The organism is Streptomyces sp. NPDC042002 (genome assembly GCF_055588305.1).
The window spans coordinates 73189-98407 of record NZ_JBVJCT010000031.1 but is presented as its reverse complement, the minus strand read 5'-3'; the positions used below and the strand labels follow the sequence as shown (position 1 = coordinate 98407).

The following is a 25219-nucleotide window of genomic DNA, read 5'->3' as shown; positions in this document are numbered from 1 at the left end:
CGCAACGCGTCCGAGACGTCGTCGGCGAAGTCGTGCAGGTTCTTGGACAGGTGCCGCACCCGGTCCGGGTCCCCCGGCGTCGGATCCTTGTCCAGGTCCAGGACATGCCAATCCGTCGGCCGGTTCCCCGCCATGCCGCAACCCCCGTGACAGCAACATCAATGGCAACGCCGACAGGAACAGTCGTACGCACGAGCGAAGTTACTGGATGGGCGCGAGGTGAGAAAGGGAGGCCACGGCCACTTCGTGACGGAGGGGGCTACTGGTCCGCGAAGCGGAACGTCGAGGTGACGGCGTCGAAGATGTCGAAGAAGGAGTCGGCGAGGTCGAGGACCTGGCTGCTGCCGGCGACCAGGGCGACCTTGCCCTCCTGGCCGGGCACGGGGATGAACGTCTGCATGAGTACCGCGCGGATCGTGCGCTGGAGGCTGTCGTCGGGTACGGCGATGTCCTCGATGCCGTACGTCCGCGCGGCGGGACCGACCCCGGGTATCTCGACGGTCGTCACCTTGCGCCAGGCGTCGCCCTCCTTCTTCGCCTCCCGCACGGCGAGTTGGCCCGCGATGGTCTGCGGGTCGGTGGAGAGGGGCTCGCCGGTCCGCGAACGGCCGCCGACGATCGAGACGGTGACCGAGCCGGTGATCGGGATGTCTCCGCCGAAGGACTCCGCCATGCAACCGCAGTACAGGGCACCGGACTTCCAGGCGTCGGCGGCGGCCTTGCGCAGGAAGGCGGTGTAGGTGTCGCGGTACTGGGCCAACTCCGGGTGCTGCTCGATCCGTTCGCTCACCATCCGCCGGATCGAGTCGTCCCGCGACTCCGGCCGCACGTCGAACTCCCACCACGACTCGGGCACCTTGATGCGAAATCCGCCGCGCTCGACGGTGAGCGTTTCGATGTAGCGGGCCATGGCGTTGTCCCCCGGGGGTCATCGTTCATCGTTCGTCATTCTGCTCGGCCGAGTCCGGTCCGCTCTGCCTGGTCGGCCTGTTCGGCTCGGGTCAGCCTACGAGGTGGGGGTGCGCCCGGGGGCGCGAGGAGCGAGGAGCGGGTGCGCCGGGGGCGTGAGGAGGGGCGCACGGGGAGCCGCGGGAACGGCTGTGACGTAGCTGGCGCGAAGGCGCACAGTCGGAGTCCGTACGGGGGGTTGCCCGCGGCCAGGGGCTGCCGCACGGCGAACAGAGGCGAGAGAGAAGCCGGTTGATGTGAGTGGCGGCACGCTCTGAGCAGTGAAGAGGCTGTCTTGATCTACTTTCCTCCCAGAACATCCACATTCTCGCGGAAGTCCCTCCTGGCGAAACCAAGAGCCCCACGGATACCGTCATTGCCCTTGACTGACTTCGCTCAACCGATGTCTCACGGGGAGTCCACTGTGAAGCGCCGATCTTTGCCCGTTGCTGCCGCGTTCGCCGCGACAACAGCCCTACTGCTCACGGCTTGCGGCGGCGGAGGTGACAGTTCGAAGGGGAACGACAAGATCGCGGGGGCGGACACCGGCGACAAGACGTCGGCTTCGCCCAGTGCGAGCGCGTCGGACAGCGTCACGCGTCCGGACATCACGCTTCCGGGTGACGCCATCGACGACTTCCAGAGCTGGAAGACGGGGGACGCCGCCAAGGACGCCGTCCTCGCCGACGCCGGTCGCGCTCAGACCGCCACCAACTACGCGATCATCAAGGGGAATCCGGACGAGCCCGCCCTTGCCTACTACCGGCAGGGTGATGCCCTGGTCAGCGGAGCTCGGTGGGTCAAGTCGTACGTGGACGCCGGAATCACCTACACCGGCACTGTGCGGTACTTCGATCCCAAGGTGACGCTCTACGGCAGCACCTCGGCCGGCGTCACGTTCTGCACCGACGAGACCAAAGCGTTCAACAAGAACCGCAAGACGAAGAAGGTCGACAGAACGCCCGCGGACAACGACGCGTACGTCTACTACAACACGCACTTGAAGAAGACCAAGGCCGGCGTCTGGCAGACCACAGAGCTCGTTTCCGACAGGGGGAACTCCAAGTGCACGCCGTGAGGCTCTTCGGGAGGACTCTGATCACCGGCACCCTTGTCACTGCCTGCGTGCTCGTCTCCGATCCGGCCTTCGCGACACGTGGTCCAGGAGGTTCCGACGGCGACGTGAAGGCGTCCGCGAAGCAGTCCGGACACACCCTCGAATCGCGGATCACCTACTCCGGTGACATCCATGGGCACGGCGGTACGTCGTCCGGGAACGTCACACCGGTGGGAAATTGGACACCCCCGGCCTGCTGGTACGAGCCCGTCTCAGCGGCGGAGTTCCAGAAGAAAGTCGAAGGCGAATACGACGAAGTCGTCAACGACCCCCAACAGCCCAACTACGCCAAATCGGCGACGGGCCAGTTCCGGGACATCTACAAGGACGGCAAGTACAAGGACTACAACCTCGACAAGGCGGACGAGGGCAACTGGTGGGTATCCGTCCAGAATCCGAACCGGCTGGACGATCCCGATGCCTTCACCTGCAGCGAACTGCCCTTCTGGGTCGAGAACGGCGAAACTCCCGCGGTGAGGAACGCAGTCACCCCACTGGTCCTGGCGGAACTCGCCTATAACAGGATCACGCTCCCCGACACCAAAGTCACCCTCGCCCCCAAGGACATCACCAAGGTCAACCTCCCGACCTGGGCCTGGCTCGACAAAGCGACGTTCAAGAAGGTGTCCGTCACCGCGGCGCTCAACGTCGCCGGGCTCAACATCTCGGCGACGACCACCGCGAAGCCGGTCTCCCTCAAGCTGGAGCCGGGTACGAGCGACGCCGAGACGTATCCGGCCTCGGGAGAATGCCAGTTGAACGACGACGACTCGATCGGTGCGCCGTACGCCAAGGGCAAGGCCGGCCAGACACCACCGTGCGGGATCAAGTACCTGCGCTCGTCGGGCGACGGAACGTACCAACTCCGGGCGACCATCACCTGGAACGTCAACTGGACCGGCACCGGCGGAACCGGCGGCGACCTCCCCGACGGCACCTTCGGAACGACCCAGGACATCACGGTCCAGGAGATCCAGGCCGTCAACCGATGACAGCATCCGTCTGAGGCGGGCCGGGCGCGCCTCAGACCGACCGCACTTCGCGATCCAGAATCGTGAAGCGACCACAGCATCACTAAGTCTTGGCGACCGCAGCCGGAGGCCCCGCCCTGACCACACCGCACCTCCCCTGTTTCCCACAGCGGCCGGAAAGTAGGATCGCGCCGATGATCGTCACAACCGAGGATGCCGGACCTTCTCGAACTCTCTGCCTCGAGATCCGCGCGGACCTCCTTCGGCGATCCCTTCACGCACGCAACGGGGGCGACAAATCGTGAGTGATCTACGACTCGACGGCACGATCTTCGAGGACCTGAGGAAGACCTTCTCCACCGTTACGGACCGCATGGACGCCGCGCGCCGCACCCTGCGCGGTACCGACGGATCGGCAGTAGGGGACAAGGGCCTCGTGGACGATGTACACGACTTCGCCGACGACTGGGGCTACGGGATCAAGCAGCTCGGCAAGCACACGCAGGGAGCGGTCAAGATGATCGACGAGATCGGGAAGTCCTTCGAGAAGCTCGATCTGGACCTGGCGGAGTCTCTCAAGGCCCCGAAGAAGAAGGGGCATTGAGAGACCCCATGGGACGCCGTTCGTTTCCCCACATAGGCTGGGACCCCACCCCCGGTGATGTCGAGCAGACCCGGGAGCTCGCCAAGAAACTCGGTGGGCTGGCAAGTGAGTTGGGGACGGCCCTACGGGAGCTGCAACAGATCGAGTGCGGCGCCTGGAAGGGCAGGACCGCGATCGCGTTCAGCGACCATATCTCCACCGACGTAACTCCCTTGATCAAGAAGAGCCACGACTCCTTCGACAAGGCGGCCCGCGCTCTGCACCGCTGGGCCGGAGAACTCTCCGACTTCCAGGACGAGGCCGACCGGCTGGAGAAGGACGCCGGGGAGAAGCTCGCAGCCAAGGACGAGGCCGAACAGAAGGCCGATGGCAAGGGCAGCGACGAACTCGGCAAGGCATCCGGCGCGGTCGACCAGGTCATCAGCAAGGTCCACGACCTAGAAGACCGCTACCACAACGCCGCAGGCCTGATCAGCAAAGACCTCGACAAGGCCGCCGACATCGCGCCGGACGAACCGGGGTTCTGGGACCGGCTGGGGGACGGAATCGCGGATGCCTGGCACGGAACCGCCGACTGGGTGACTGAGCACGCGGACCTGATCAAGGAGATCGGCGACGTCCTCAGCGACATCACCGCGGTCCTGGGGGTCCTCGCCATCATCACCCTGCCCTTCGAACCCCTCGGAGCCATCTTCGGCGCCGCCGCGCTCCTGACCAGTGGGCTGGCCCTGCTGGCGCACGGGGTGGCCATGGCGGGTGGCGCCGACGTCAGCTGGCTCACGATGGGGACCGACGCGATCGGCCTTCTGCCTGGGATCGGGATGTTCGGAAAGGGAGCGAAGGTGGCCAGCGAGACTGTGGCCGCGGAACGCGTCGCGGAATTCGGTAAGGGCTTCGCGGCGTCGCCCATCGCCTCCTCGTTCAATTTCCTGGCCACGGGAAAAATGGCAGGTGCTGTAGAGGGAGGCCTCGGCCTGTTGGGCAGGAAGATCGTCCTTGGAGGCACCGCCAAGGACATCGCCCTCCTCAGCAGTGAAAGCGGGACAATGAACCGCCTGGCAGGTCTCGCGGAGGCGGGCTACCACCAGGGCCAGTGGCTCGGCACCAAGGGAGCGGCGCTTCTCGGGGAGAAGTTCACCGTCGATCCTTTGAGCAAGCTCGGCAGGGGAATCGATGTCGCCGGGAAGGTACTTCCCAAGGGGATCAGCATCGGACTGCACAGTGGGGACTCCGCCAATCCGGGCGACCGCCTCCACCAATCCGCCACCGCACACTGAGGCTCGACACTGATGACTATCTGGCAACCCGACCCGAACGAGACACTGATCGCACGGTCCGCAGTGAGCTTCGCCACGGGCGCTGCGACTCCCGTGGAAGGCATGCGCTGGTTCCGGGACACTGCGCGGAACGACATCCAGGACGAGTTGCCAGGCTGGCCCGAAGGCCCCCGCTTCACCGTCCGCAGCAAGAGCGAACGCCGGCTGCGCAACGGGGCGAAGTTCGGAGCGGGCGCGCTGCTCGTGGCGACGCTGGGCGTCCTCGAATCCCTGGCCGGCTCGGGCAGCACGGGCAACGTCGCGACACTCGGGACCCCGGAGGAGCCGGAGAACGAGGTCGAGGACTTCCCGGTCATGTGGGCTGAACCCGGTGCCCTCGCCCGCACGCTCCCCTGGCAACTCGACCCGGAGCGTCGTCCCGAGACGGACCGTACACATCTGGTCGTCACGGACCGGCGGGTCCTCGTTCTGGGGCTGCTGAACGACAAGGACGATCCCTTCGACGAGGTCCTCTGGGAGACCGAACGGTCGGACGTCGCAGCCGCCGCCCGCAAGGAGTTCAGCCGATACGACACGGACTTCACCATCACCTTCACCGACGGATCCTGGTGCCGGCTGGCGGGATGGGGCAGGAACGGCCGTGACGACGTCACCCGTGCCCTGGAGAATCCGCTTCCCTTGATGAACCCGGACGACCTCACACCGGGCCAGCAACTAGCCGTACGGAAGCTCCTCGAAGGCAAGGAGTCCGGAGGAACCCTGCTGATCCACCGGCGCGCGAGCGGCAACGTCTACGTCACCTACCGTCTCAACGGCAGCGTCGATCCCACATACGGAATCGGCAGCGCTGCCTTCAAGTTGATGGACACAGACGGGGAGAACGCCCGATTTCAAAAAGGCGATATCTGACCGAAATGGAAACCGAACCCTCGTGACAAACTCTGCCATATCGGTCCTGTCGGTACTAGACGACGTACCCCCGCTGTCGTTCACCGCCCCCGAAGGCTTCTTCACCCTCCCCCTGGCAGCCACACCGGACGAACGCGCCGCTCTGTCCGAGACGTTCGTACGAGAGCTCTACTCGCGCGGCGACGAAACACTGTGGACCCCGGCCGCCCCCTACTACGAGGCACTCGCGGAACAGTTGGTGCGCACCGGGATTTCTTACTCGGCAATGGGCCTCTTCTCCACAGATGACGGGGGTGTCGCCCAGTGCGCCCTCACCGTGGCTGCCGTGGAGACGGAACAGACCGACCCTGAGATCGCTGCTCACGGCATCCTCACCGTCCTCAGCGGTGATCCGCGCCAGGACGCTCGATGGCTGGACCTGCCGTGCGGTCCTGCGGTGTCGTGCGTGACTCTCCGCGAAGTGACCCTCTCGCCGGAGATCACCGCCAGTGGAGCCGAGGAACAGCTCCTCACAGGGCAGATCCAGGTGCAGATCCCGTTCCCGACCGGCCCGTACAGCGCGGTCTTCACCCTGCACACGGCATCAACCGAGTACTGGGGCGAGTTCTGCGACATGACCATGGCCATGCTGCGCACGCTCTCCTTCGCCGATCCGGACGCCGATTCATAGCCCCAGAGAGTCGCCGCGCAGCGGCCGCGCCCACCGCCCCCGCCCCACGGCCACGGCACTCACCGGAGCCAGGATCAGAACGGCGGTCGCACCGAGGGCGGCGAGTCCGCCCGGCGCTCCCCCGATCTCGGCCTTCGTGCCAAGGAAGGGCTGGTAGCGCCCCATCGGATCGACCACGGCCGTGTCCTTCAAGCCGACCCGGTCGGCGCAGTTCTCCCTGTTGCCGAGTACCCGGCGGACGGAACCGTCCCGCAGCCGGACCCGGCAGTACGTCTCGCGGGTCCCGTGGGTCCACTGATGGAGCGGTTCGACGATCATCACCGGTTGCCCCACCCCGCGGAGCCTCAAGTACCACTGCTGGGTGCCGAAGGAGCCGGCGATCACCAGGACGATGTACGCCGCCACCGTGATACACCGCAGGACGAGCCCTCCGCGCGACTCACGGGTCCTGAAGGCCGCGAACAGGACGCCCAGTCCGCAGACCGCTCCCACCAGCAGCGCCGTCTCGTGCAGCGCGAGGGTGGAGAGCTCGGTCAGAACCACCCCGGCGAGGGCCGCCACGAACAGCAGTGCCCACGGCCGTACGGCGGCCCGCTCCGCCGGACCCTCGTCGTCGCCGGGACGCCGTGCCTGCGGCTCCGTGGTGAACTCGGAGAGGACGCCGCGCACTTGTCGCATGCCGCCTTCACGGGCGGCCATACGACGCAGTTCCGGCAGGCCCATGCCGATCTGTTCCAGGGTCCGCCGCCCATCCTCGGGCAGCCGCGCGAACAGGTCGTCGACGGTCTTCTCTTCCTCGTTCACCACTTCCTCCTCAGTTCCATGGAGCGGCCTGCATTGTCCCTGTCCCGGGAGTCGGAGGTTCGTTCCTGTGGCTTTCGGCTCCCCCCCTCGTCGGCCGGTGCCAGGTTGGACTCAGAGGTCCACGGTCAGGGTTTTCACGATGATGTCCGCCGCCTCCTCCATCGCGTCGGCAATGCCCGGCATGGTCCAGGACATGAGAAGAACCACCGCGCTCTCGGTGCCGGTCGGCATGATTCCGTACGTGAGGGTCTCCAACAGGACACCCGGTCCTCCGGGCGGAGCCCCGTCCACGGCGAAGTTCTGCCGGATGTGTACGGCGGGACCGGCAGGCACCTCGGTACGCGTGACCTGCGGCGGCCCGAAGTCATCGGTGCTGAAGGTCTCGGTCAGCCAGTCCAGGGTGATGCGGGGGACGGAATCGTCCGGGTGAATGAGATCGACTTCCAGGAGCCCCAGCGCCGCGTCGAAGCCGTCGGGATAGAACGCGAAGGCGTAGAAGGGGTCGCGGCTGCGGCTGTCCTCGGCTCGGGCATACAGGTCGGCCCGGACGGCCTCCGGGTGGATGTCGTACCCCGCCACCCCGCTTCGTTCGACGATGCTCTTGGCGGCCTGCTTTGCCCAGCTGCCCTTGAGGTCTTCATGCGGTGCGACGGGAAGGGGAATCCAGTCCCGGGGGCAGGAGATCCCGTAGGTAAGGGTGGGAATGGGGTTCACCTCACTCGTCCTTCCATCTGAGTGATCCGGCGACGGCGTCGAAGAGTTCGACCATGGCGTCGGCGATCTGGACCAGGGGCGTGGAGAACGTCAGGAGCAGGTTCATGTCGCTTCGGGGCACGCCCACTTGGTAGTCCACTGTCACCGATGGCAGGGCGTCGATGTCCTCATCGCCTGACGCGGTGAAGCCCGGTTGCTGAACAGCTGCGGCGTCCTGGTCGACGCGGACCTTCATCGCCGTACCCGCGGCAAGCTCGGTCATCGAGACTGTGCGCCCTTCGCGCCCTTCGGCTTCGAGGTCGTCGGCGAGTTCCCGCAGCGGCGGCAGCCGTTTCCCGGGACTCATAGGAGGGATCAGGGTGATCAGCAAGGAAGCAGGAATCGTGAGGGAGCCCGCCTGCTGGAGACTGATGTAGAGCTCGATGCCTCCCTGGTCGAACGCGTTACTGGCCCGCTCGACCAGTTCCTGTCGCAGGAGACGACGCAGGCGCGGTTCGTTGTCGACGCCGTTGAACTGCCGGTTCACCAAGGCCTCGACGGACTGCCGGCGCCCCTCAGGTTCGAGGGCGATCCGGAACCACCCTTCGGGCAGCAACAGTTGGTAGTCGGACGGTGGTGGTTGCGGTCGGTCCTTGCTGACTGCGGTGATCACAGTGACTCCGGTACGACGGGGCGGTCGAGCCAGAGCCTGCTGGTCAGTTGATGAGCGAGTACCTGTGCGAGTTCGATCACGACGATCAGCACTGCCAAGACACCCGCCACTCGTGCGGGCCACTGGCCCGAGCCGAGTTGAGGCAGCAGGAGCAGACCGGAGAGGGAAACGATCAGCGGCTCGGCGCCTCGACCGGCCGAGGCGTTCCACCTCGTTCGCGAGCGCGCCTCCTTCGGGTCCATCGGCGCCATCGTTCTGGCGTCTACAGCCAGTTCATGGTTCTGCCACCATGCATCAGGGTGCTTGGCTGCCCGCACCTTCTCGTCGGAGACAGGCACTGCGAGTGCGCTGACGAGCTGCGACCAGTTCTCCCGCCCCCGCGGGCCGGCGAACCACCATCGCCAGACGAGGAGAGCCCGCACCGCGTTCGTACCGTCCCTGAACTCGACACCGAGGGCGGAACCGGACTTCGGGTCCGTCAGACGCACGAGGCTGCTCACTCCAGCTGCACCGCCTCTCGCGATCCAGCGTTCTCCTCCGAGCGTGTCGGTCAGGACGACGTCCTGGGGCAGGACCCGTACGGCTGCCGTGTCACGGAAGCGGCGGGTGGCTCCCGAGACCTCCTCCGGAGCAGGTACGACGACGGTGGCGGCAGCGAGCGATGTGTCCTGACGGTCGCGTGATCGCTGCAGAAGACGTACGACCAGGTCCGAGCCCGGCATGAGGAACAGTCCGGCGGCTGCCACCAAGGCCGTCCACGCGTTCGCACCGCCCGTCGCGGCGATGACGAGGAAGAAGACGAACCAGACGAGCATGCCGATTCCTCTCGCCCAGTTGTGCCAGGCGGGAAGCTCACGGTGAACCGCACGGTTCGGCAGCGCTCCGGATGTCTTGCCCGCCAGGCGCTCGCGCGACTCCGAGCTCTCCTTCAAGGAAATCCCCAGGTCGCCCACGAGTCGGCGCAGTCCGGTCCGGTCGAGGCATTGCGTCGGCCCGATGTCGAGTACACCGACCAGGCCTGCCTCCGGAAGCCACTCTGCCAACGGGATCCGAAGGATCGTCCTCTCGTCGGCGCCCTCGAAGTCGACCACACCCCATCGGTCGGCCGAGGGGACCTTCGCCGTCGTCCCGGAGTCGGACGGCGGAACGAAGACGGCACGGGTGATTCCGCCCTCTCCGATCGCGTACCGGAGCTCTCGCAGCCGACGGTCCCGGAGGATCAGCTCGTTTCCACGCCGGTAGACACGTGCGTGGCGCACCACGTCCAGGGTGTGGGGACTCGCTCCCCTGGGGCGAAGGTGGGGGTCCGGAAGTACCGTTCCTGAATCGGGTCGATCAGCCATTGCTCGTTGTCCAAGCGTCCTTGATTCCCGTTGCCGACCACAGCCCGTCCTTCAGTGCGTCGGTGCCGAGGGCGTGTCCGATCGGGGTGGTCAGTTTTCCCTTGTCGGCAGCGTCGATGAGCGTTGCCACAGCAGTCGTACCCTGCCAGATGTGCGTCTGGGTTTTGAAGACGTTCATCGCGGCCTTGACCTCGTCGACATTGCGGATTTCCGGGGCGATGTCGTCGATCTCCCGGGTGAGGTCGCCGAGTCCGCTGTCACCGACCTTGAAAGCCGCACCCTCCCAGGTACTCCCCTGGCCCAGCAGCCTCAGGTTGCGGGGGCGAAGGTCCTTGACCCCCTTGAAGCCTTCCGCCATCTCCTTGGCGATGGCCTTGGGGCTGAAGGCTTCACCAACGCGGCCCGCTCCGGGAAACCAGCCCTTGGGAGCTCCGGCCACTGCTTCCGCACCCTTCTTTCCGCGCAGAGCGCCGCCGCTCAAACGGTTGGCCTGCTTCCAGGCCGCCTGCTCGGCCCGTTTGAAAGCAGCGCTTCCGCGCTTCGCCACGATGTTCTCCATGGCCCGTCGGAAGGCGGCCGAGCGGCCCATTCCCTTGGCACCCTGCATGGCGCCCTTGGCGCCGGCGATGGCGCCACGGCCGATACCCATCGTGGCGATTCCCACGACGTCCAGCGCGACATCGAACCAACTGCCCTCACCCGCGAGCGCCAACAAGATGTGCCCGGCCAGGGAGACGATCGTCACGAACAGAGCGATGGATCCAAGGACTCCGGCGAGCGCCTGCCCGATGACCGGGATCCACCCCACCATCAGGGAAAGGGTCCCGCAGATGGTGGCGATCCATCCGGCCCGTTCCAGTGCCTCGTTGATCCACCCAGCGTGGTCGTGCACCCAACCCTTGAATCTGTCCCAGGTGCCGTCCTTCAGTCCGTCGTGGTCGATGGCACCACGAATGGCGTTCCTCGCACGTCTGGCCGCGAGATCCCGGACGTCCTTGGCCCCTTCAAGGTTCTTTTTCGCCCGCTCCATAGCCGAAGCCGCCGCCGTCCGGCGCTTCTCCAACTTCTCGCGGTCAGGATCATCGTCAGCCGTGTCCTTGGGCAGCTTGTCGATCGCGCCGCTGCTCGACTCGTGCTCTTCGTGCGCGTCCCGGGCATCCCGTAGGGCCTTGTCGGCCATGGTCTGCGCGCGACGCAGCTCCGAGGCGTATTGCTTCGAGGGGCCACCCTCGGTGACTCTCTCTCCCAAAGCGTCCGCAGCCGCGTCATACCGTCTGAACGCCTTCCGGAGTTTCCCCTCGGCCTCCTCGGCCTCTTTCCGGAACTCCTCGGCGGCCTTGCTCTTCCAGGATTCGACGGACGAGAGCGCCTTGATCTCTTTCGCCTGCTTCTGGATGGTTTCCGCAGTCCTGCGGAGATCACGGCCGAGTCTGGCGACCTCTTCCGGGTCTCCGGGAATCGGGTCGGACGACTCACCGATCACGTGCCACTCGTCGGCGCGGGGGCGCGTCACTTCTTGGCCCCCTGAGCGCCTGTGCCCTTCTTGTCCGTGGCGCGAAGCGCCTCGGCGAGCTGATGGTCCATGTCCTCGTAGGCTTTGGCCGCCGTGGAGAGAATCTCCGAAAGCTTCTTCAGTTCGTCCGTCAGACGCCCTCGATGAATCTTCCAGTTGTCGCCGAAGTCGTCGAACACGTCGACCAGGCTCTGCTCGCCCAGCGTGCCGACCCCGAGACCTTCGGCCGGGTTCGCGTTCCGGCTGAACTCGCGGTGAATTCTGGAGAATGAACGGGCGCTCTCTTTGATGCGAGTGATGTCGGCGGTCTGGTCCGACATGAGTCTCCTCCGGCGGCTTTCAACGGAAGCAAAAGGGGCGCGAAGGCCACTTGGACCGTCACGCCTGGAGCAACGCCGTCCGCGGCGGAACAGACACGGGTGCGACCGGGCACACTGCACCCCGTCGCACCCGCCGCACTCCCCGATGCAGGGCTGTCAGCCCTTGACACCCTTGGCCAGCTGATCATCAAGGTCCTCGTACGCCTTAGCGGCGTCCTCGAGGAACTTGGCCATTCCCTTGAGGCCCTCAAGGGTGTCCTTCATGCCCTTGGTGAACTCCTTGAAGGAGTCGTCGAAGGCCTGGGAGCCCTTGGACGTCGTGTAGCCGTCGGCGACGAGGCCGTCGATGTAGGTGTCGAGGCCGTGGAGCTTGTCCTCCATCTTCTCCTTCTCGTGGCCGAGTCGCTTAGCAGCGTGCCGCATCTTCTCGTAAGTGATGTCCGCGTCTTTGCCGCCGGCCATGTGGCGTCCTCCATGCTTCAACTCGCCGCAGGGCCAACCCCCGTGGCTCCTGATGCGGATGGTGCGACCGTCCGCATTGAGCAAGCAGCTTACTTACGACGCTTGCAGGAGCACACCCCGGTTCTGTCACGAGCCCGCACCAAGGACGGTGTACGGCCCGGGCCTTCGTGGTTCCCTCACACGGGCCGTCGCCTGCGGGAAGCGGTGAGCGGCTATCGTCGAGAGCACTGTGGCCGGCGTTCCGGAAGCGGCCTCGGGTTGTCTGGGGGAGGACGAGCGTGCGGTTGACTCTGACCGTCGTCGACCCGCTCGGCGGGGCCACCGCCGACGTGGTTCTCGACGCGGATCCCGAGTCCTCGGTGGGGGACATCGCCAAGGAGCTGGCGGAGCACGTCGGTTACGGCGGTGGCGGCGCGCAGATCATTCCCCTCGGGCACCATCAGGGGGCCGCGGGCGGCGGTGCGCCCGTGGCGTACGTCGACGGGTATCCCGTCGATCCGGCCGCGACCATCGGCACCTCGCCGCTGCGCGAAGGCGCCGTCGTCAGCCTGCACGACCCCGCCGGATGCCTGGCCGGCGAGCCGACCGGGCTGGTCGAACTGCGGGTGGCCGGCGGTCCGGCGGCCGGTTCCGTGCACCGGCTCGGGATCGGCCGGTACGACATCGGCGCCGGGGCGGCGTCGTACGTCCGCGTCGACGATCCCGAACTTCCGCAAAGGGCGCTGACGTTGTCAGTTGCAACGGACGGAACATGCCGGGTCTCCGTGCAGGAGAAGAAGGATGGGGAGAAGGGCGAGAAAAAGTACCGCGTCACGCTCGACGGCGAGCCCTTCCAGGAGCGCGAGGACGACGAGTGGCCGCTCGGCAGTCAGGTCGCCGTCGGCAACACCCTTTTCCAGCTTGACCGTTACACCCCGCCCGACGCCGCGCTCAAGTGGTCGGACGACGGCGCCGGGCTCGACTACAACCGGCCGCCGCGACTGCATCCGCCGGAGCGCGAGACGAAGTTCCGGCTGCCGAATCCCGTACGGGACTACGAAGCCCGGCCGCTGCCCTGGCTGATGGCGCTGACGCCGCTGGTCAGTGCCGTCGTGATGGCGCTGGTCTTCGGCCGCTGGTACTACATGATCATGGCTCTGCTGAGCCCGCTCATCATGTTCGGCAACTTCTTCATGGACAAGAAGCAGGGACGCAAGTCCCATGCCAAGCAGGTGAAGGAGTACAACGAGCACAAGGCGCGGATCGAGAAGGACGCCCAGGAGGCGCTGCTCGCCGAGCGGCTCGACCGGCGCCGGGCGATCCTCGATCCGGCGACCGTGCTGTCGCTGGGCACCGGGCCGCGCACCCGGCTGTGGGAGCGGCGGCGCACCGACGCGGACCATCTGCTGCTGCGGGTCGGCACGGGGCGACTGCCCTCCGAGGTCGTGCTCGACGACCCGGAGCAGGACGACCACAAGCGCCAGGTCACCTGGACCATCGAGGACGCGCCGGTCGCCCTCCCGCTGGGCGAGCGCGGTGTCATCGGCATCGCGGGGCCCGGTGACTCGGCCCAGGCCCTTGGCCGTTGGGCCGTGGCACAGACCGCGGTGCTGCACAGCCCGCTGGACGTCCAGTTCTACGTCCTGACGGAGAACAGCGGGCAGGACAGCTGGGACTGGGTGCGCTGGCTCCCGCACAGCAGGCCCGCCGGCGCCCAGGACGCCAACGTTCTCATCGGCACGGACGCCGAGACCGTCGGCGCCCGCATCGGCGAGCTGACCCAACTCCTCGACGCCCGCCAGAAAGCCGCCAAGCAGAACGGCAACAAGGCCTCGTTCGGCGACCCGGACATCATCGTCGTCTGGGACGGTTCCCGGCGGCTGCGGTCCATGCCTGGGGTGGTGCGGCTGCTGCGCGAGGGCCCGGCCATGTCCATGTACGCGATCTGCCTGGACGCCGAGGAGCGGTTCCTGCCCGGCGAGTGCCAGGCCATCGTGATCGCGGAGCCGAAGCCAGAGGAACACCCGACCGAGCAGCGGACCGCCAGGACCGCGCCGGCCGCCCCGGGCGGCTTCCCCTCCTTCCACGCCTGGCACGCCACCGAGGCCGACGACTCCGCCACCGGTACGCGGAAGGCGCTCGAACTGCGGCTGCGCGTCCAGCAGACGGGCATCGCGCGGGTACGGGACGTACGGCCGGACTTCGTGTCGGCGGCCTGGTGCGCCCGGCTCGCCCGCGCCCTGTCCGCGCTGCGCGACATCAGCGGCGAGACCGAGGACTCGGCCCTCCCGGGCGCCAGCCGGCTGCTCGACGTACTGCAACTGGAGCCGCCGACCGGCGACGCGATCAGCGCGCGCTGGCGGATGGGCGGGCAGTCCACGACGGCGGTCATCGGTGAGTCGTACGACGGTCCGTTCGGCATCGACATGCGGCGCGACGGCCCGCACGGTCTGATCGCCGGTACGACGGGTTCCGGCAAGTCGGAGCTGCTCCAGACCATCGTGGCGTCGCTGGCCGTGGCCAACACCCCCGAGAACATGACGTTCGTCCTCGTCGACTACAAGGGCGGCTCGGCGTTCAAGGACTGCGTCGAACTCCCGCACACCGTCGGCATGGTGACCGACCTCGACGCCCATCTCGTCGAGCGCGCCCTGGAGTCGCTGGGCGCGGAGCTCAAGCGGCGCGAGCACATCCTCGCCGCCGCCGACGCCAAGGACATCGAGGACTACCAGGACCTCGTACGCCGTGATCCCTCGCACGCTCCCGTGCCCCGACTCCTCATCGTCATCGACGAGTTCGCCTCCATGGTGCGCGACCTGCCCGACTTCGTGACAGGTCTGGTCAACATCGCCCAGCGGGGCCGTTCGCTCGGCATCCACCTGCTGCTCGCCACCCAGCGCCCGAGCGGTGTCGTCTCGCCCGAGATCCGGGCCAACACCAACCTGCGCATAGCGCTGCGGGTGACCGACGGCGGCGAGTCGAGCGATGTCATCGACTCCCCCGAGGCCGGACACATCTCCAAGAACACACCGGGCCGCGCGTACGTCCGTCTCGGGCACGCCTCGCTCGTACCGTTCCAGTCGGGCCGCGTCGGCGGCCGGCGGCCCGGTGCCGCCGATCCGGCGGCGCTCGCGCCCTGGGCGGGACCGCTCGGCTGGACGGACCTCGGGCGGGCCGCGCTGGTCAAGCCGAAGGCCGAGCAGCGCGAGGAGGAGGAGATCACCGACCTCAAGGTGCTGGTCGACGCGGTGCGCGAGGCCAACCATTCCCTCGGCATCCCGGCCCAGCACAGCCCCTGGCTGCCCGCGCTCTCCGAGACGCTGCTGCTCGACGAGGTCCAGGTGCCCGCGTTCGCGGGCGGCCCGGGCAAGCTGCCGCCCGCCCCGTACGGCGTCGAGGACCTGCCCGCCGACCAGGCCCGCAAGCCTGTCGTGGTGGACTTCGCGTCCTTCGGCCATCTGCTCATCGGCGGCGCTCCGCGCAGCGGCCGCTCGCAGGTCCTGCGGACGATCGCGGGTTCGCTGGCCCGTACCCACTCGGCGGCCGACGTCCATCTGTACGGCATCGACTGCGGCAACGGCGCGCTCAACGCGCTGACCCGGCTGCCGCACTGCGGCGCCGTCGTCGGCCGCAACCAGACCGAGCGCGTGGTCCGCCTCATCGGCCGCCTCAAGGGTGAACTGAGCAGGCGCCAGGACCTGTTGGCAGACAAGGGCTTCGCGGACATCGGCGAGCAGCGGGCCGCGGAGCCGGAGGACGAACGGCTCCCGCACATCGTGGTGCTGCTCGACCGGTGGGAGGGCTGGCTGCCGACGCTCGGCGAGTACGACCACGGTGATCTGACCGACCAGCTCACCGCGATGATGCGGGAGGGCGCGAGCGTCGGCCTGCACCTGGTGATGACGGGTGACCGGCAGATCCTCTCCACCCGGATCGGCTCGCTCACCGAGGACAAGTACGCCCTGCGGCTCGCCGACCGCTCCGACTTCTCACTGATCGGCGTCAACGCCCGCAAGATCCCCGAGGAGATCCCGCCCGGCCGCGGCTACCGCAACGAACACGGCACCGAGACCCAGTTCGCCCTGCTCACCGAGGACTCCACCGGCCAGGGCCAGGCCGCCGCGCTGGCCGCGATCGGCGAGGCAGCCGCGCTCCGCGACGCCGGACTCCCGCGCGCCCGGCGCCCGTTCCGGGTCGACGTGCTGCCCACCCGGATCGGCTTCAGCGACGCCTGGGAGATGCGCGACCCGGACGCCTCCCGCTCCCGGCTGTGGAGCCTGGTGGGCATCGGCGGCGACGACATCATGGGCTTCGGCCCGGACCTCTCGAAGGGCGTGCCGACGTTCGTCGTCGCGGGCCCGGCCAAGTCCGGCCGCAGTACGACGCTGATGAACATGGCCCGTTCGTACCTGGCCCAGGGTGTACGCCTGGTCGTCGCCGCGCCGCGTCCGTCGCCGCTGCGTGAACTGGACGGCCAGGAAGGCGTGTTGAAGGTCTTCGACGAGGACGACATCGAGAGCGACGACCTGCGCGAGGCCATCGGCTCGGCGACGCCCGAGGAGCCGATCGTGGTGCTGGTCGACGACGGTGAGGTCCTGGAGGACTGCGACGCCGAGACGGTCTTCAAACGGATCGTGCAGCGCGGCGCCGAACGCGGTCTCGGACTGGTCATCGCCGGTGACGAGGAGGACGTGTGCAGCGGGTTCTCCGGCTGGCAGGTCGAGATGAAGAAGGGCCGCCGCGGCATCCTGCTCTCCCCGCAGGACTCCTCCGCGGGCGAGCTGATCGGCATCCGCACGAACCGGAGCATGGTCGGCGGACCGGTCGCCCCCGGCAAGGGCCTGCTGCACCTCGGCGACGGGGAGCCACTGACGGTGACGACACCGGTGTAGCCGGACGGACCGCAGAGAGACGGGTCAGGGAGAGACGGGTCAGGGAGAGACGGGTCAGGGAGAGACGGCTCGCAGAGAAAGGGGCGGGGGGCGGTGAGCGGATCGGCGAAGCCGAAGCGGCGGAGGGCCGCGGGGGCGGCGCTGCGCTACGAGCATGTGCGGCGGCGGCCGTCCGCGTGGGAGCGGGCGAAGGAGAAGACCTCCTGGCGGGACGCGGGCTCGGGCTGCCTGGTCATCCTGGCCGCCCTGGTGGCGGTCGCCGCGTTCGGCATGACCACCGCCGCCTGGGGACCCGGACTCTGGGGTCAGGTGGCTCCCGCCTGGCCCGGCGGCGGATACGGCTTCGCGGTCGTCGTGGGTGCCGTCCTGCCACTCGGACTCGGCGCTGTGATCGGGACGCTTTCACGGATGAAGTGGAAGGCGAGGCCGCTCCGTTCGCTCGGCTGGGTGGTCGCCTCGCTGCCCGGAGCCGCCGCCTGTCTCCTGTGGATGCTGGTCGTGTTCACGACCTGGCGCCCCCGGCACCACCGCGACTGGGACTCCGGGTGCCACCGACGGGGCAACCCCTGCTGGGTCCACGTCGAGTACCCCTGGGTCTGGGCCGTCGGCCTGCTCTCGACCGTGCTCGTCGCCGCCGCTCTGATCACCGTGCTCATCAGGATCGCGAACGCCCGCGAGAACGCGGCGACCGGCTGAACCCACGAGGACACCCCGGCCGGCCGATCCCACGGGAACGCGGCGGCCGGCCGGCCCCGCGCCCCGCCGGTCAGCCGACCTTCGCCATCCGGGCCACCGGATCCCCCGCCTCCGCGTTGTCCGTGTCGTAGGTGAGGTCGCCGCCGACGGGAGTCAGCCGGACCTCGTGCCGGCCCTTCGTGCAGACGTCGCGGTTGGACTCCGCGGCCACGCTCGTGGCGACCAGCTGCTTCTTCGTGACCTTCTTGAGGATGAGGACGTCGTCGCAGATGCCGCCGATCTGGTCGGTCTGCCGGAAGGTCCCCAACTCCTGCCCAACGGCGGCCTGGTGGACGGTGACGCGGAAGGTGCCCATGGGGAGGGTGCCGTTGAGGCCGAGTCCGTCGCCCTCCCAGGTGCCGAGATAGGAGGCCGGGATCGTGGACGGCTGCCCGCCCGGACCGGGGGTGCTCTCGGTCGGGCCCGGTTCGGGGGCGCTCGCCGTGGAACCCGGTCCCGGGGCGCTCGCGCTCTCCGACGGCCCCGTGGCGGGAGCGCTCTGGCTCCCTCTGGCCGACGGACGCCCGCCCGCCGCGCCGCTCTCGTCGTCCGAGCCGCCGCCCGGCAGCAGGTCGAAGAGGAACGCCGAGCCCACGGTCGCCACCGCCAGCGCTCCGGCGACCGCCAGCGCGACCGTGCAACTCATCCTGCGGCCACGCCCGTCGGCCCCGGGCGCGGAGGTCGCCGCCACGCTGACGGAGACCTTGCCGGGACGGTCGTACAGCGGCTGTCGCGGCGCCCCTTCGCGGTGTACGGCGTCCTGAGGCTCGGCGGCGGCCCTGCTCTCGCGCTGCCCGGGTACGTACGTGGGCATCGGGGGCGGCGGCCCGAAACCCGGCGGGGGCGGCCCGAAGCCCCCGCCCGACCCCGAAGTCCCAGCGACCCCGCCGGACGCCACCCCGCCCGACCCCGAAGTCCCGGCCACCCCACCGGACTCCACCCCGCCGGACGCCACCCCGCCCGAGGCCACTCCACCGGACGCCCCCTCGCCGGACCACATCCCGCCGGACCCGGCGCCGCTCCCGGCGGCCCGACCGGCCTCCACCGAGGGGCTGCTGAACCCCACCGGCCCGGAGGGCGTGGCCTCCGCGGCCCCCGTCGCCTCAAGGTTCAGCAGCTGTACGGCACTTCGGCTCACCCGTTCGACCAGGGAACCCGGCAGCCAGCCCGCCGACACCAGCCGGGCGGCGCCCTGCGGTGCGAGCCGGCCGGCCACCTCGCCCGGAGTGGGCCGCGCCGCGGGCGCCTTGGCCAGGCAGGCCGCCACCAGCTCGCGCAACTCGCCTTCCAGGGAGTCGAGTTGTGGCTCCTCGTGCACCACCTTGTAGAGAAGGGAGGCGGAGGAGTCGCCGGGGAAGGGAGGTTCGCCGGTGGCGGCGTACGCGAGGACCGCGCCGAGCGAGAAGACGTCCGCGGCTCCCGTGACGCCCTTGCCGAGGATCTGCTCGGGGGACATGTACCCGGGGGAGCCGACCGAGACCCCCGTCGAGGTCAGGGAGGCGGTGCCGTCCGTGGCCCGCGCGATCCCGAAGTCGATCAGGAGCGGGCCGTCGAGGGTGAGCAGCACGTTGGAGGGCTTGACGTCACGGTGGACGAGGCCCAGCGCGTGGACCGCCGTGAGCGCCTCGGCCAGACCGGCGCCGAGGACGCGCGCGGAGTGGACCGGAAGCGGGCCGCCGTCCGCGATGGCGGCCGTCAGCGAGGGACCGGCCGCGTAGCCGGTGGCGACCCAGGGGACCGGCGCCTCCGGGTCCGCGTCGAGGACGGGGGCCGTCCAGGCGCCGCCCACCCGCCGCGCGGCGTCGACCTCGCGGCGGAAGCGGGCGCGGAACTCCTCGTCGAGCGCGAAGTGCGGATGCACGATCTTGACCGCGACCGTACGCCCGCCCGCGCTGCGTCCCAGGTACACGCGCCCCATGCCGCCGGACCCCAGACGGCCGAGCAGCCGGTAGGGCCCCACGACCGTGGGTTCGTCGACTCCGAGCGGCTGCATGGCACTCACGGCTCACCCCTCCCCCGTACACACTGCCCAGCAGCGTAGTGCCGTGCGCGCCCGGAGCCGCGTGACTGTCGTCGCGTATCCGCCGGCTCGTACCGTCAGGTCTGCCGGTTGCTACCCGCCGGCCGGCCGGCTCGCACCCGCCGGCCGGTTTCACGCCGATCGGCGCCTCACGGCTGGAGGAGCCGTACGTTCACGTCCGCCGGGAACCCGGTGGTCGAGCCGACCCGGCGCGCGAACTCGCGTACGGCCTCCAGTTGCGGCCCGCCGAAGCGGAAGTCGAGCGTCGTGAAGTACCGCTCCAGGACGGACTCGTCGAAGGCCTCCCACCGGGCCGCCTGCTCGGCGACCTTGGAGACCTCGTCGAGGGAGAGGTCGCGGGAGGCGAGGAAGGCCTGGTGCACCTTGCGGGTGACGAGCGGCTCGCGCTCCAGGTAGTCACGCCGGGCCGCCCACACCGCGAAGACGAACGGGAGGCCCGTCCACTCCTTCCACAGCGCGCCGAGGTCGTGCACCTCGAGGCCGAACTTCGGTCCGTCGAGCAGGTTGGCGCGCAGCGCCGCGTCGCCGATGAGGACGGCGGCGTCGGCCTCCTGCATCATCAGGCTCAGATCGGGCGGGCACGTGTAGTACGAGGGCTGGACCCCGACCTTCTCGGCCAGCAGCAGCTGCGCGAGCCGCACCGAGGTGCGCGAGGTCGAGCCGAGGGCGACGCGGGCGCCGTCCAGCTGGTCGAGGGGGACCTGCGAGACGATCACGCAGGACATCACGGGTCCGTCGCAGCCGACCGCGATGTCCGGGAAGGCGACGAGGTCGTCGGCGTGCTTGAGGAACTCGACGAGCGTGATGGGCCCGATGTCGAGATCCCCCCGCACCAGCTGCTCGCTGAGCTTCTCCGGGGTGTCCTTGGTGAGCTCGAAGTCGAGGAGCGTACCCGTTCTCGCGAGCCCCCAGTACAGGGGCAGGCAGTTCAGGAACTGAATGTGGCCGACGCGCGGCCGGGTGCGAGAATTGTCCACATCGCGAGGCTAGACCCCAGGCGTCGCGGTGCCCGCTCCAGGGTCGGCGTGTACTGGTGGAAACCATCCCGACCCCTCGTGTCAACAGGTGTGACACCTCGGAGTCAACGCACGTCAGACCCCTCGCCCACGCGGGCCACCCTTCCGGATGACGTGATCTTCGCCTCTATTGCTTTCGGCCGCCTGCGTGCTAGGCTCGCCGCAAGTTGCAGTTTGGTTTCCCTTGCAGTACAGAGCCTGCGGAGCATGTGACCGCGGGCTCTCGTCGTTTTCAGACGTATGCAGTTGTTTACACAATCGCAGGTTCTGGAGCAGGGCAACCCTTTGGGCCCAAGGAGGGCTTATGGCTACCGGAACCGTGAAGTGGTTCAACGCCGAAAAGGGCTTTGGTTTCATTGCCCAGGAAGGCGGCGGCCCGGACGTCTTCGTCCACTACTCCGCGATCAACGCGAACGGTTTCCGTTCGCTCGAAGAGAACCAGTCGGTTTCCTTCGACGTCACGCAGGGTCCGAAGGGCCCGCAGGCGGAGAACGTCACTCCGCTCTAAGCCTTCGGCTCCATGAGCCCAAAGCTTTGATCCGGAACGGATAGCAGTACCCAAGGAGCCCCGCACCAGCCGGTCGCGGGGCTCCTGCCTTTTCTCCGCGCCCCGCCCGGCTTCGCGCCACCGTCGCCGCCCGCTTCGCCTACGTCGCGTACAGGGCCTCTATCTCCCTGCTGAAGTCCTTCTCGATCGCCGCGCGCCTCAGCTTCATGGAGGGCGTGAGATGGCCCGCCTCCTCGGTGAAGTCGACGGGCAGGACGGTGAAGCGGCGGATGGACTCGGGGCGCGAGACGAAGCTGTTGGCCTCGTCGACGGCGCGCTGCAGGATGGCCAGCAACTCGGGGTCTTCCATGACGAGTTCGGCGGGGACCGGGTGCTTGCCGTTCATCCGGCGCCAGTGGGTGACGCCCTCCAGGTCGAGGGTGAAGAGGGCGGAGACGAACGGGCGGCCGTCGCCCAGGACCATGCACTGGGCGATCAGCGGATGGGAGCGGAGCCAGTCCTGAAGGGGCGCCGGGGCGACGTTCTTGCCGCCCGCGGTGATCAGGATCTCCTTCTTGCGGCCGGTGATGGCGAGGTAGCCGCCGGAGTCCAGCTCGCCGATGTCGCCGGTCGCGAACCAGCCGTCCGGCGCGGCGTCGACGACACCGCCCGCGTGCGGGTCCCAGTAGCCGCGGAAGACCTGACCGCCGCACAGCAGCACCTCCCCGTCGGCGGCGATCCGCACCCGGGTGCCGGGCAGCGGCCGGCCCACCGTGCCGAGGCGCGGCTTCTGCGGGGGCGTGACGGTCGCGGCGGCCGTGGTCTCCGTCAGCCCGTACCCCTCGAAGATGTCGATTCCGGCTCCCGCGTAGAAGGCGGCGAGCCGGCGGCCGAGCGGGGAGCCGCCGCAGATGGCGTGCCGGACCCTGCCGCCGAGGGCGTTGCGGATACGGCGGTAGACCAGGGGGTCGTAAAGGGCGCGGGCCGCGCGCAGGCTCCTGCTCGGACCGGGACCGGTGCCGTGCTGCTTGGCCTCGACCGCCTCGCCGTACTTCTGGGCGATCCGGGCCGCCCGGTCGAAGGACGAGCCGCGGCCCATCCGTTCGGCGGTGGCGCGGCCGGTGTTGAAGACCTTCTCCAGGACGTACGGGATGGCGAGCAGGAAGGTCGGCTTGAACGAGGCCAGGTCCGCGAGGAGGTCCTCGGTCTGGAGGCTCGGGGCGTGGCCGAGTCTGACCCGCGCGCGCAGACAGGCCACGGCCACCATGCGGCCGAAGACGTGCGAGAGGGGGAGGAAGAGAAGGGTGGAGGCGGGCTCCTTGGTGCGGGCCTTGAAGATCGGGTAGAGCAGTTCCACGGCGTTGTCGACCTCGGTGAAGAAGTTGCCGTGGGTCAGGACGCAGCCCTTGGGGCGGCCGGTGGTGCCGGAGGTGTAGATGAGGGTGGCGAGCGTGTCCGGGCCCAGCACCCCGCGCCGTACGGCCACCTCCTGGTCCGGGACATCACGGCCGAGTTCCGCGAGGCGCTCCACATGGCCCTTCTCGAAGACCCACATGTGCCGCAGATCGGGGATGTGCCCGCGCTCGGGGCCGAGCGTCGCGGCCTGCGCGACGGATTCCACGGCGAGCGCGACGGCTCCCGAGTCCTGGAGGATCCAGCGGGTCTGGAAGACGGAGGAGGTCGGGTAGACGGGCACGGTGACCAGGCCCGCGGCCCAGGCGGCGAAGTCGAGGAGCGTCCACTCGTACGTCGTCCGGGCCATGATGGCGATCCGGTCGCCCGGCACGAGCCCCTCCGCGATCAGCCCCTTGGCCACCGCCAGGACCTGGTCGGCGAACTCGGCGGCGGTCACGTCCGTCCAGCCGTCACCGTCCGGCGTCCTGCGGCTGAGGACCGGCTCCAGCGGGGCGGCGGCCGCGTTGTCGAACGGGATGTCCGCGAGGGAGCCGTGCGTCACCCGGCCGGCGATCGGCGGCACCGAGACCTCGCGCACGACACCGTCCAGCCGCCTGATCTCGGGCTCCGGGAGCGGAGGGGCGGAGTCGGGGGAGTACGGGCTGGACACGGGGCGGCTCCTTGTCGGCCGGAGGCCGGGGCGGGTGCAAGGCGTGTACGGGCTCGGAGGAGCGCGGGGCGCGAATCCTCATACGGCCCTGGGGAGTAGGCGGTTCAGGGTTCTCGGTAACCCGGTGAGACGGGGATCCTACGGCGCCGAAGTGTGGGGTTTGTGGCGCTTTGCGGCAGGCCCGGTGCGGGTTACCCGGGGTAGCTGCGACTTCTCCCGCCCCGGCCGACCCGGCGCCGACGACCCCGGCGACTCCTGTTCGGCCCCGACGATTCCGGCGCCGAACACCCGACACCGTGACGTCCTCGCCCACGCGACCTCGCACCCCGTCACCCACTCTCACCCCCTCACGCCCCGTCACCCCTCGCCGCCTCGCCCCTCACTCCTCGCCCCCTCACCGCGACCTATCGCCGGGCCCCGCCTTCGGGAGATTGGCGTGACCCATCTCGACCCGCCCCTCACCCTGACGTACCCTTACCCCGGGTAACTTACTCCGGAGTAAATTCACGTCCGGGCTGCGGGCCGGACAGTCCTTCGCCGCGCGCCGCACCGTCCCCGCCCGCCGAGAGCCGCACCTCCCCACCCGCTGGAGACCTCGATGCGCACTCAGCCTCCCGTCCGCCCCGAGCCCCGGGCACGCACCCTCGCCGCTCCCCCCTCGCTCGTTCCGCTGCTGGCCCGCGGCGCCCTCCTCTCCCCCCTCAAGCGGCCCCACCCGGACGCGCCCGTCCCCGCCACCCGGCTCGTCCTCTCCGGCGTGCGGGTCGACCTCGGCCATCTCGCCGCCTACGAGCGGGTCTGCGGGTTCGCGACCGGCGCGGACGCCCTGCCGGTCACGTATCCGCACGTGCTCGCCTTTCCGCTGGCGATGCGGATCATGGCGGGGCGGGCGTTCCCACTGCCGCTGCTCGGGCTGGTGCACACGTCGATCGAGATCACCCAGCACCAGGAGTCCGCCGCGACCACGGAGTACGAACTCGCGGTGCTGGTGGAGAAGTTGGCGCCGCACCGACGGGGCACGGAGGCGACCGTGCTGACCGAGGCACGGGTCCACGGCAGGCTCGTATGGGAGTCGAGAAGCACCTACCTCGCCCGGCACCGACCCCGCGACCGGAACCCCCGCCGGGACCAGGGCCAGGACCGACCCCGCGACCGGAACCAGGACCGGGACCGGGACCGGACCCCACAGCACGCCCCGCCGACCGCCGCCCCGGCGACCACGCCACCAATCGCCCCGCCGGCCCCTTCACCCGAGGGACCGGAGCCGCTGCCCGTCGTCGCCGAATGGTGCCTCGCTCAGGACGTCGGCCGCCGCTACGGTGCCGTCTCCGGGGATCGCAACCCCATCCATCTGCACCCCCTCACAGCCCGGCTCTTCGGCTTCCCGCGTGCCATCGCGCACGGCATGTGGACCGTCGCCCGCTGCCTCGCCGAGTACGGGCCGCAGCAAGCGGTGGCGGTGCGGGCCGAGTTCAGGGCGCCGGTACTGCTGCCCGGGACGGTGACGTACGCCGCGAAGGGCCCGGCGTTCGAGCTCCGCACCGGCGACCGGGTCCATCTGGCAGGCGACGTACGGCCACTTCGCGCGGGAAGCGAGTGAACTTCGGGCGAACACCGCATGGCGGGAGACCCCGCCGCGGACACCTGCCGTCATCAACTCCCTGGTGAAAACGCCACGTTGAGAAAGCTCTCACCGTGCG

Annotated in this window: 21 protein-coding genes; 10 read left to right on the top strand and 11 right to left on the bottom strand. The window is 69.0% G+C overall.

Annotated elements, in window-relative coordinates:
* Positions 1 to 259 precede the first annotated feature (259 nt).
* Complete coding sequence (locus tag ACZ6KY_RS32405) at positions 260 to 910, bottom strand: hypothetical protein (protein WP_469313823.1); 651 nt, start codon at positions 908 to 910, stop codon at positions 260 to 262.
* A 462-nt stretch (positions 911 to 1372) separates the two neighbouring features.
* Between ACZ6KY_RS32405 and ACZ6KY_RS32400 the strand changes: the two genes are divergently transcribed.
* From ACZ6KY_RS32400 to ACZ6KY_RS32375, 6 genes are all read left to right on the top strand, one after another.
* Positions 1373 to 2026: a hypothetical protein gene (locus ACZ6KY_RS32400; RefSeq protein ID WP_469313822.1), complete on the top strand. Its 654-nt coding sequence runs from the start codon at positions 1373 to 1375 to the stop codon at positions 2024 to 2026.
* Positions 2023 to 3057, top strand: coding sequence for a hypothetical protein (locus ACZ6KY_RS32395; RefSeq protein ID WP_469313832.1), 1035 nt, complete (start codon positions 2023 to 2025; stop codon positions 3055 to 3057). Before ACZ6KY_RS32400 ends, ACZ6KY_RS32395 begins: the two co-directional genes overlap by 4 nt.
* Before the next feature lie 280 nt (positions 3058 to 3337).
* A complete protein-coding gene (locus ACZ6KY_RS32390; protein WP_469313821.1) occupies positions 3338 to 3640 on the top strand; it encodes a hypothetical protein in 303 nt (100 codons plus the stop codon).
* 8 nt (positions 3641 to 3648) lie between these two features.
* Complete coding sequence (locus tag ACZ6KY_RS32385; protein ID WP_469313820.1) at positions 3649 to 4917, top strand: enoyl-CoA hydratase/isomerase family protein; 1269 nt, start codon at positions 3649 to 3651, stop codon at positions 4915 to 4917.
* A gap of 12 nt (positions 4918 to 4929) precedes the next feature.
* Positions 4930 to 5826 carry a hypothetical protein gene (locus ACZ6KY_RS32380; protein ID WP_469313819.1) on the top strand — a complete coding sequence of 299 codons (897 nt, stop codon included), beginning with the start codon at positions 4930 to 4932 and terminating at the stop codon, positions 5824 to 5826.
* A gap of 22 nt (positions 5827 to 5848) precedes the next feature.
* The gene (locus ACZ6KY_RS32375; protein ID WP_469313818.1) at positions 5849 to 6496 is read left to right on the top strand and encodes a hypothetical protein; all 648 of its coding nucleotides are present in this window, start codon (positions 5849 to 5851) and stop codon (positions 6494 to 6496) included.
* On the opposite strand, the gene ACZ6KY_RS32370 is transcribed toward ACZ6KY_RS32375, so the two are convergent.
* The 7 genes from ACZ6KY_RS32370 to ACZ6KY_RS32340 all read right to left on the bottom strand — a co-directional run bounded on the left by ACZ6KY_RS32370 (position 6491) and on the right by ACZ6KY_RS32340 (position 12304).
* Positions 6491 to 7300 carry a hypothetical protein gene (locus ACZ6KY_RS32370; RefSeq protein ID WP_469313817.1) on the bottom strand — a complete coding sequence of 270 codons (810 nt, stop codon included), beginning with the start codon at positions 7298 to 7300 and terminating at the stop codon, positions 6491 to 6493. The two genes, ACZ6KY_RS32375 and ACZ6KY_RS32370, sit on opposite strands and share 6 nt — an antisense overlap.
* 111 nt (positions 7301 to 7411) lie before the next feature.
* Complete coding sequence (locus tag ACZ6KY_RS32365; protein WP_469313816.1) at positions 7412 to 8014, bottom strand: hypothetical protein; 603 nt, start codon at positions 8012 to 8014, stop codon at positions 7412 to 7414.
* Between the two features lies 1 nt (position 8015).
* Entirely contained in the window at positions 8016 to 8666 is a 651-nt protein-coding gene (locus tag ACZ6KY_RS32360) for a hypothetical protein (protein WP_469313815.1), read from the bottom strand.
* Positions 8663 to 9925 carry a hypothetical protein gene (locus tag ACZ6KY_RS32355; protein ID WP_469313814.1) on the bottom strand — a complete coding sequence of 421 codons (1263 nt, stop codon included), beginning with the start codon at positions 9923 to 9925 and terminating at the stop codon, positions 8663 to 8665. Before ACZ6KY_RS32355 ends, ACZ6KY_RS32360 begins: the two co-directional genes overlap by 4 nt.
* A 76-nt stretch (positions 9926 to 10001) precedes the next feature.
* Positions 10002 to 11522, bottom strand: a complete 1521-nt coding sequence (locus ACZ6KY_RS32350; protein WP_469313813.1) for a putative T7SS-secreted protein — start codon at positions 11520 to 11522, stop codon at positions 10002 to 10004.
* Positions 11519 to 11842 (bottom strand): hypothetical protein, encoded by a 324-nt coding sequence (locus ACZ6KY_RS32345; RefSeq protein ID WP_469313812.1) that lies wholly within the window; start codon positions 11840 to 11842, stop codon positions 11519 to 11521. The genes ACZ6KY_RS32350 and ACZ6KY_RS32345 overlap by 4 nt, the downstream gene beginning before the upstream one ends.
* Before the next feature lie 156 nt (positions 11843 to 11998).
* Complete coding sequence (locus ACZ6KY_RS32340; protein WP_328554102.1) at positions 11999 to 12304, bottom strand: WXG100 family type VII secretion target; 306 nt, start codon at positions 12302 to 12304, stop codon at positions 11999 to 12001.
* A 278-nt stretch (positions 12305 to 12582) separates the two neighbouring features.
* Here ACZ6KY_RS32340 and ACZ6KY_RS32335 point away from each other — a divergent pair, with 278 nt between their 5' ends.
* Together ACZ6KY_RS32335 and ACZ6KY_RS32330 are read left to right on the top strand one after the other, a co-directional pair.
* Positions 12583 to 17175 carry an FtsK/SpoIIIE domain-containing protein gene (locus tag ACZ6KY_RS32335; protein WP_469313811.1) on the top strand — a complete coding sequence of 1531 codons (4593 nt, stop codon included), beginning with the start codon at positions 12583 to 12585 and terminating at the stop codon, positions 17173 to 17175.
* Between the two features lie 93 nt (positions 17176 to 17268).
* On the top strand, positions 17269 to 17871 hold the full coding sequence (locus tag ACZ6KY_RS32330) for a hypothetical protein (protein ID WP_469313810.1): 603 nt from the start codon (positions 17269 to 17271) through the stop codon (positions 17869 to 17871).
* Positions 17872 to 17941: 70 nt separating this feature from the next.
* Here ACZ6KY_RS32330 and ACZ6KY_RS32325 read toward each other — a convergent pair whose 3' ends face one another.
* Entirely contained in the window at positions 17942 to 19903 is a 1962-nt protein-coding gene (locus ACZ6KY_RS32325) for a protein kinase domain-containing protein (RefSeq protein WP_469313831.1), read from the bottom strand.
* A gap of 176 nt (positions 19904 to 20079) precedes the next feature.
* A complete protein-coding gene (locus ACZ6KY_RS32320) occupies positions 20080 to 20928 on the bottom strand; it encodes a menaquinone biosynthetic enzyme MqnA/MqnD family protein (RefSeq protein WP_469313809.1) in 849 nt (282 codons plus the stop codon).
* Positions 20929 to 21271: 343 nt separating this feature from the next.
* On the opposite strand from ACZ6KY_RS32320, the gene ACZ6KY_RS32315 reads away from it, so the two are divergent.
* A complete protein-coding gene (locus tag ACZ6KY_RS32315; RefSeq protein WP_037627265.1) occupies positions 21272 to 21475 on the top strand; it encodes a cold-shock protein in 204 nt (67 codons plus the stop codon).
* A gap of 139 nt (positions 21476 to 21614) precedes the next feature.
* Here the strand turns inward: ACZ6KY_RS32315 and ACZ6KY_RS32310 are convergent, their stop codons facing one another.
* Positions 21615 to 23519 (bottom strand): AMP-dependent synthetase/ligase, encoded by a 1905-nt coding sequence (locus tag ACZ6KY_RS32310; protein ID WP_469313808.1) that lies wholly within the window; start codon positions 23517 to 23519, stop codon positions 21615 to 21617.
* Between the two features lie 598 nt (positions 23520 to 24117).
* On the opposite strand from ACZ6KY_RS32310, the gene ACZ6KY_RS32305 reads away from it, so the two are divergent.
* On the top strand, positions 24118 to 25119 hold the full coding sequence (locus ACZ6KY_RS32305; protein ID WP_469313807.1) for a MaoC family dehydratase: 1002 nt from the start codon (positions 24118 to 24120) through the stop codon (positions 25117 to 25119).
* The last annotated feature ends 100 nt before the right edge of the window (positions 25120 to 25219 follow it).

Bases quoted from the DNA above. Each gene is read 5' to 3' on its own strand.
- ACZ6KY_RS32405 (WP_469313823.1), bottom strand. From the start codon at position 910: ATGGCCCGCTACATCGAAACGCTCACCGTCGAGCGCGGCGGATTTCGC.
- ACZ6KY_RS32385 (WP_469313820.1), top strand. From the start codon at position 3,649: ATGGGACGCCGTTCGTTTCCCCACATAGGCTGGGACCCCACCCCCGGT.
- ACZ6KY_RS32380 (WP_469313819.1), top strand. From the start codon at position 4,930: ATGACTATCTGGCAACCCGACCCGAACGAGACACTGATCGCACGGTCC.
- ACZ6KY_RS32345 (WP_469313812.1), bottom strand. From the start codon at position 11,842: ATGTCGGACCAGACCGCCGACATCACTCGCATCAAAGAGAGCGCCCGT.
- ACZ6KY_RS32340 (WP_328554102.1), bottom strand. From the start codon at position 12,304: ATGGCCGGCGGCAAAGACGCGGACATCACTTACGAGAAGATGCGGCAC.
- ACZ6KY_RS32325 (WP_469313831.1), bottom strand. From the start codon at position 19,903: ATGCAGCCGCTCGGAGTCGACGAACCCACGGTCGTGGGGCCCTACCGG.
- ACZ6KY_RS32315 (WP_037627265.1), top strand. From the start codon at position 21,272: ATGGCTACCGGAACCGTGAAGTGGTTCAACGCCGAAAAGGGCTTTGGT.
- ACZ6KY_RS32305 (WP_469313807.1), top strand. From the start codon at position 24,118: ATGCGCACTCAGCCTCCCGTCCGCCCCGAGCCCCGGGCACGCACCCTC.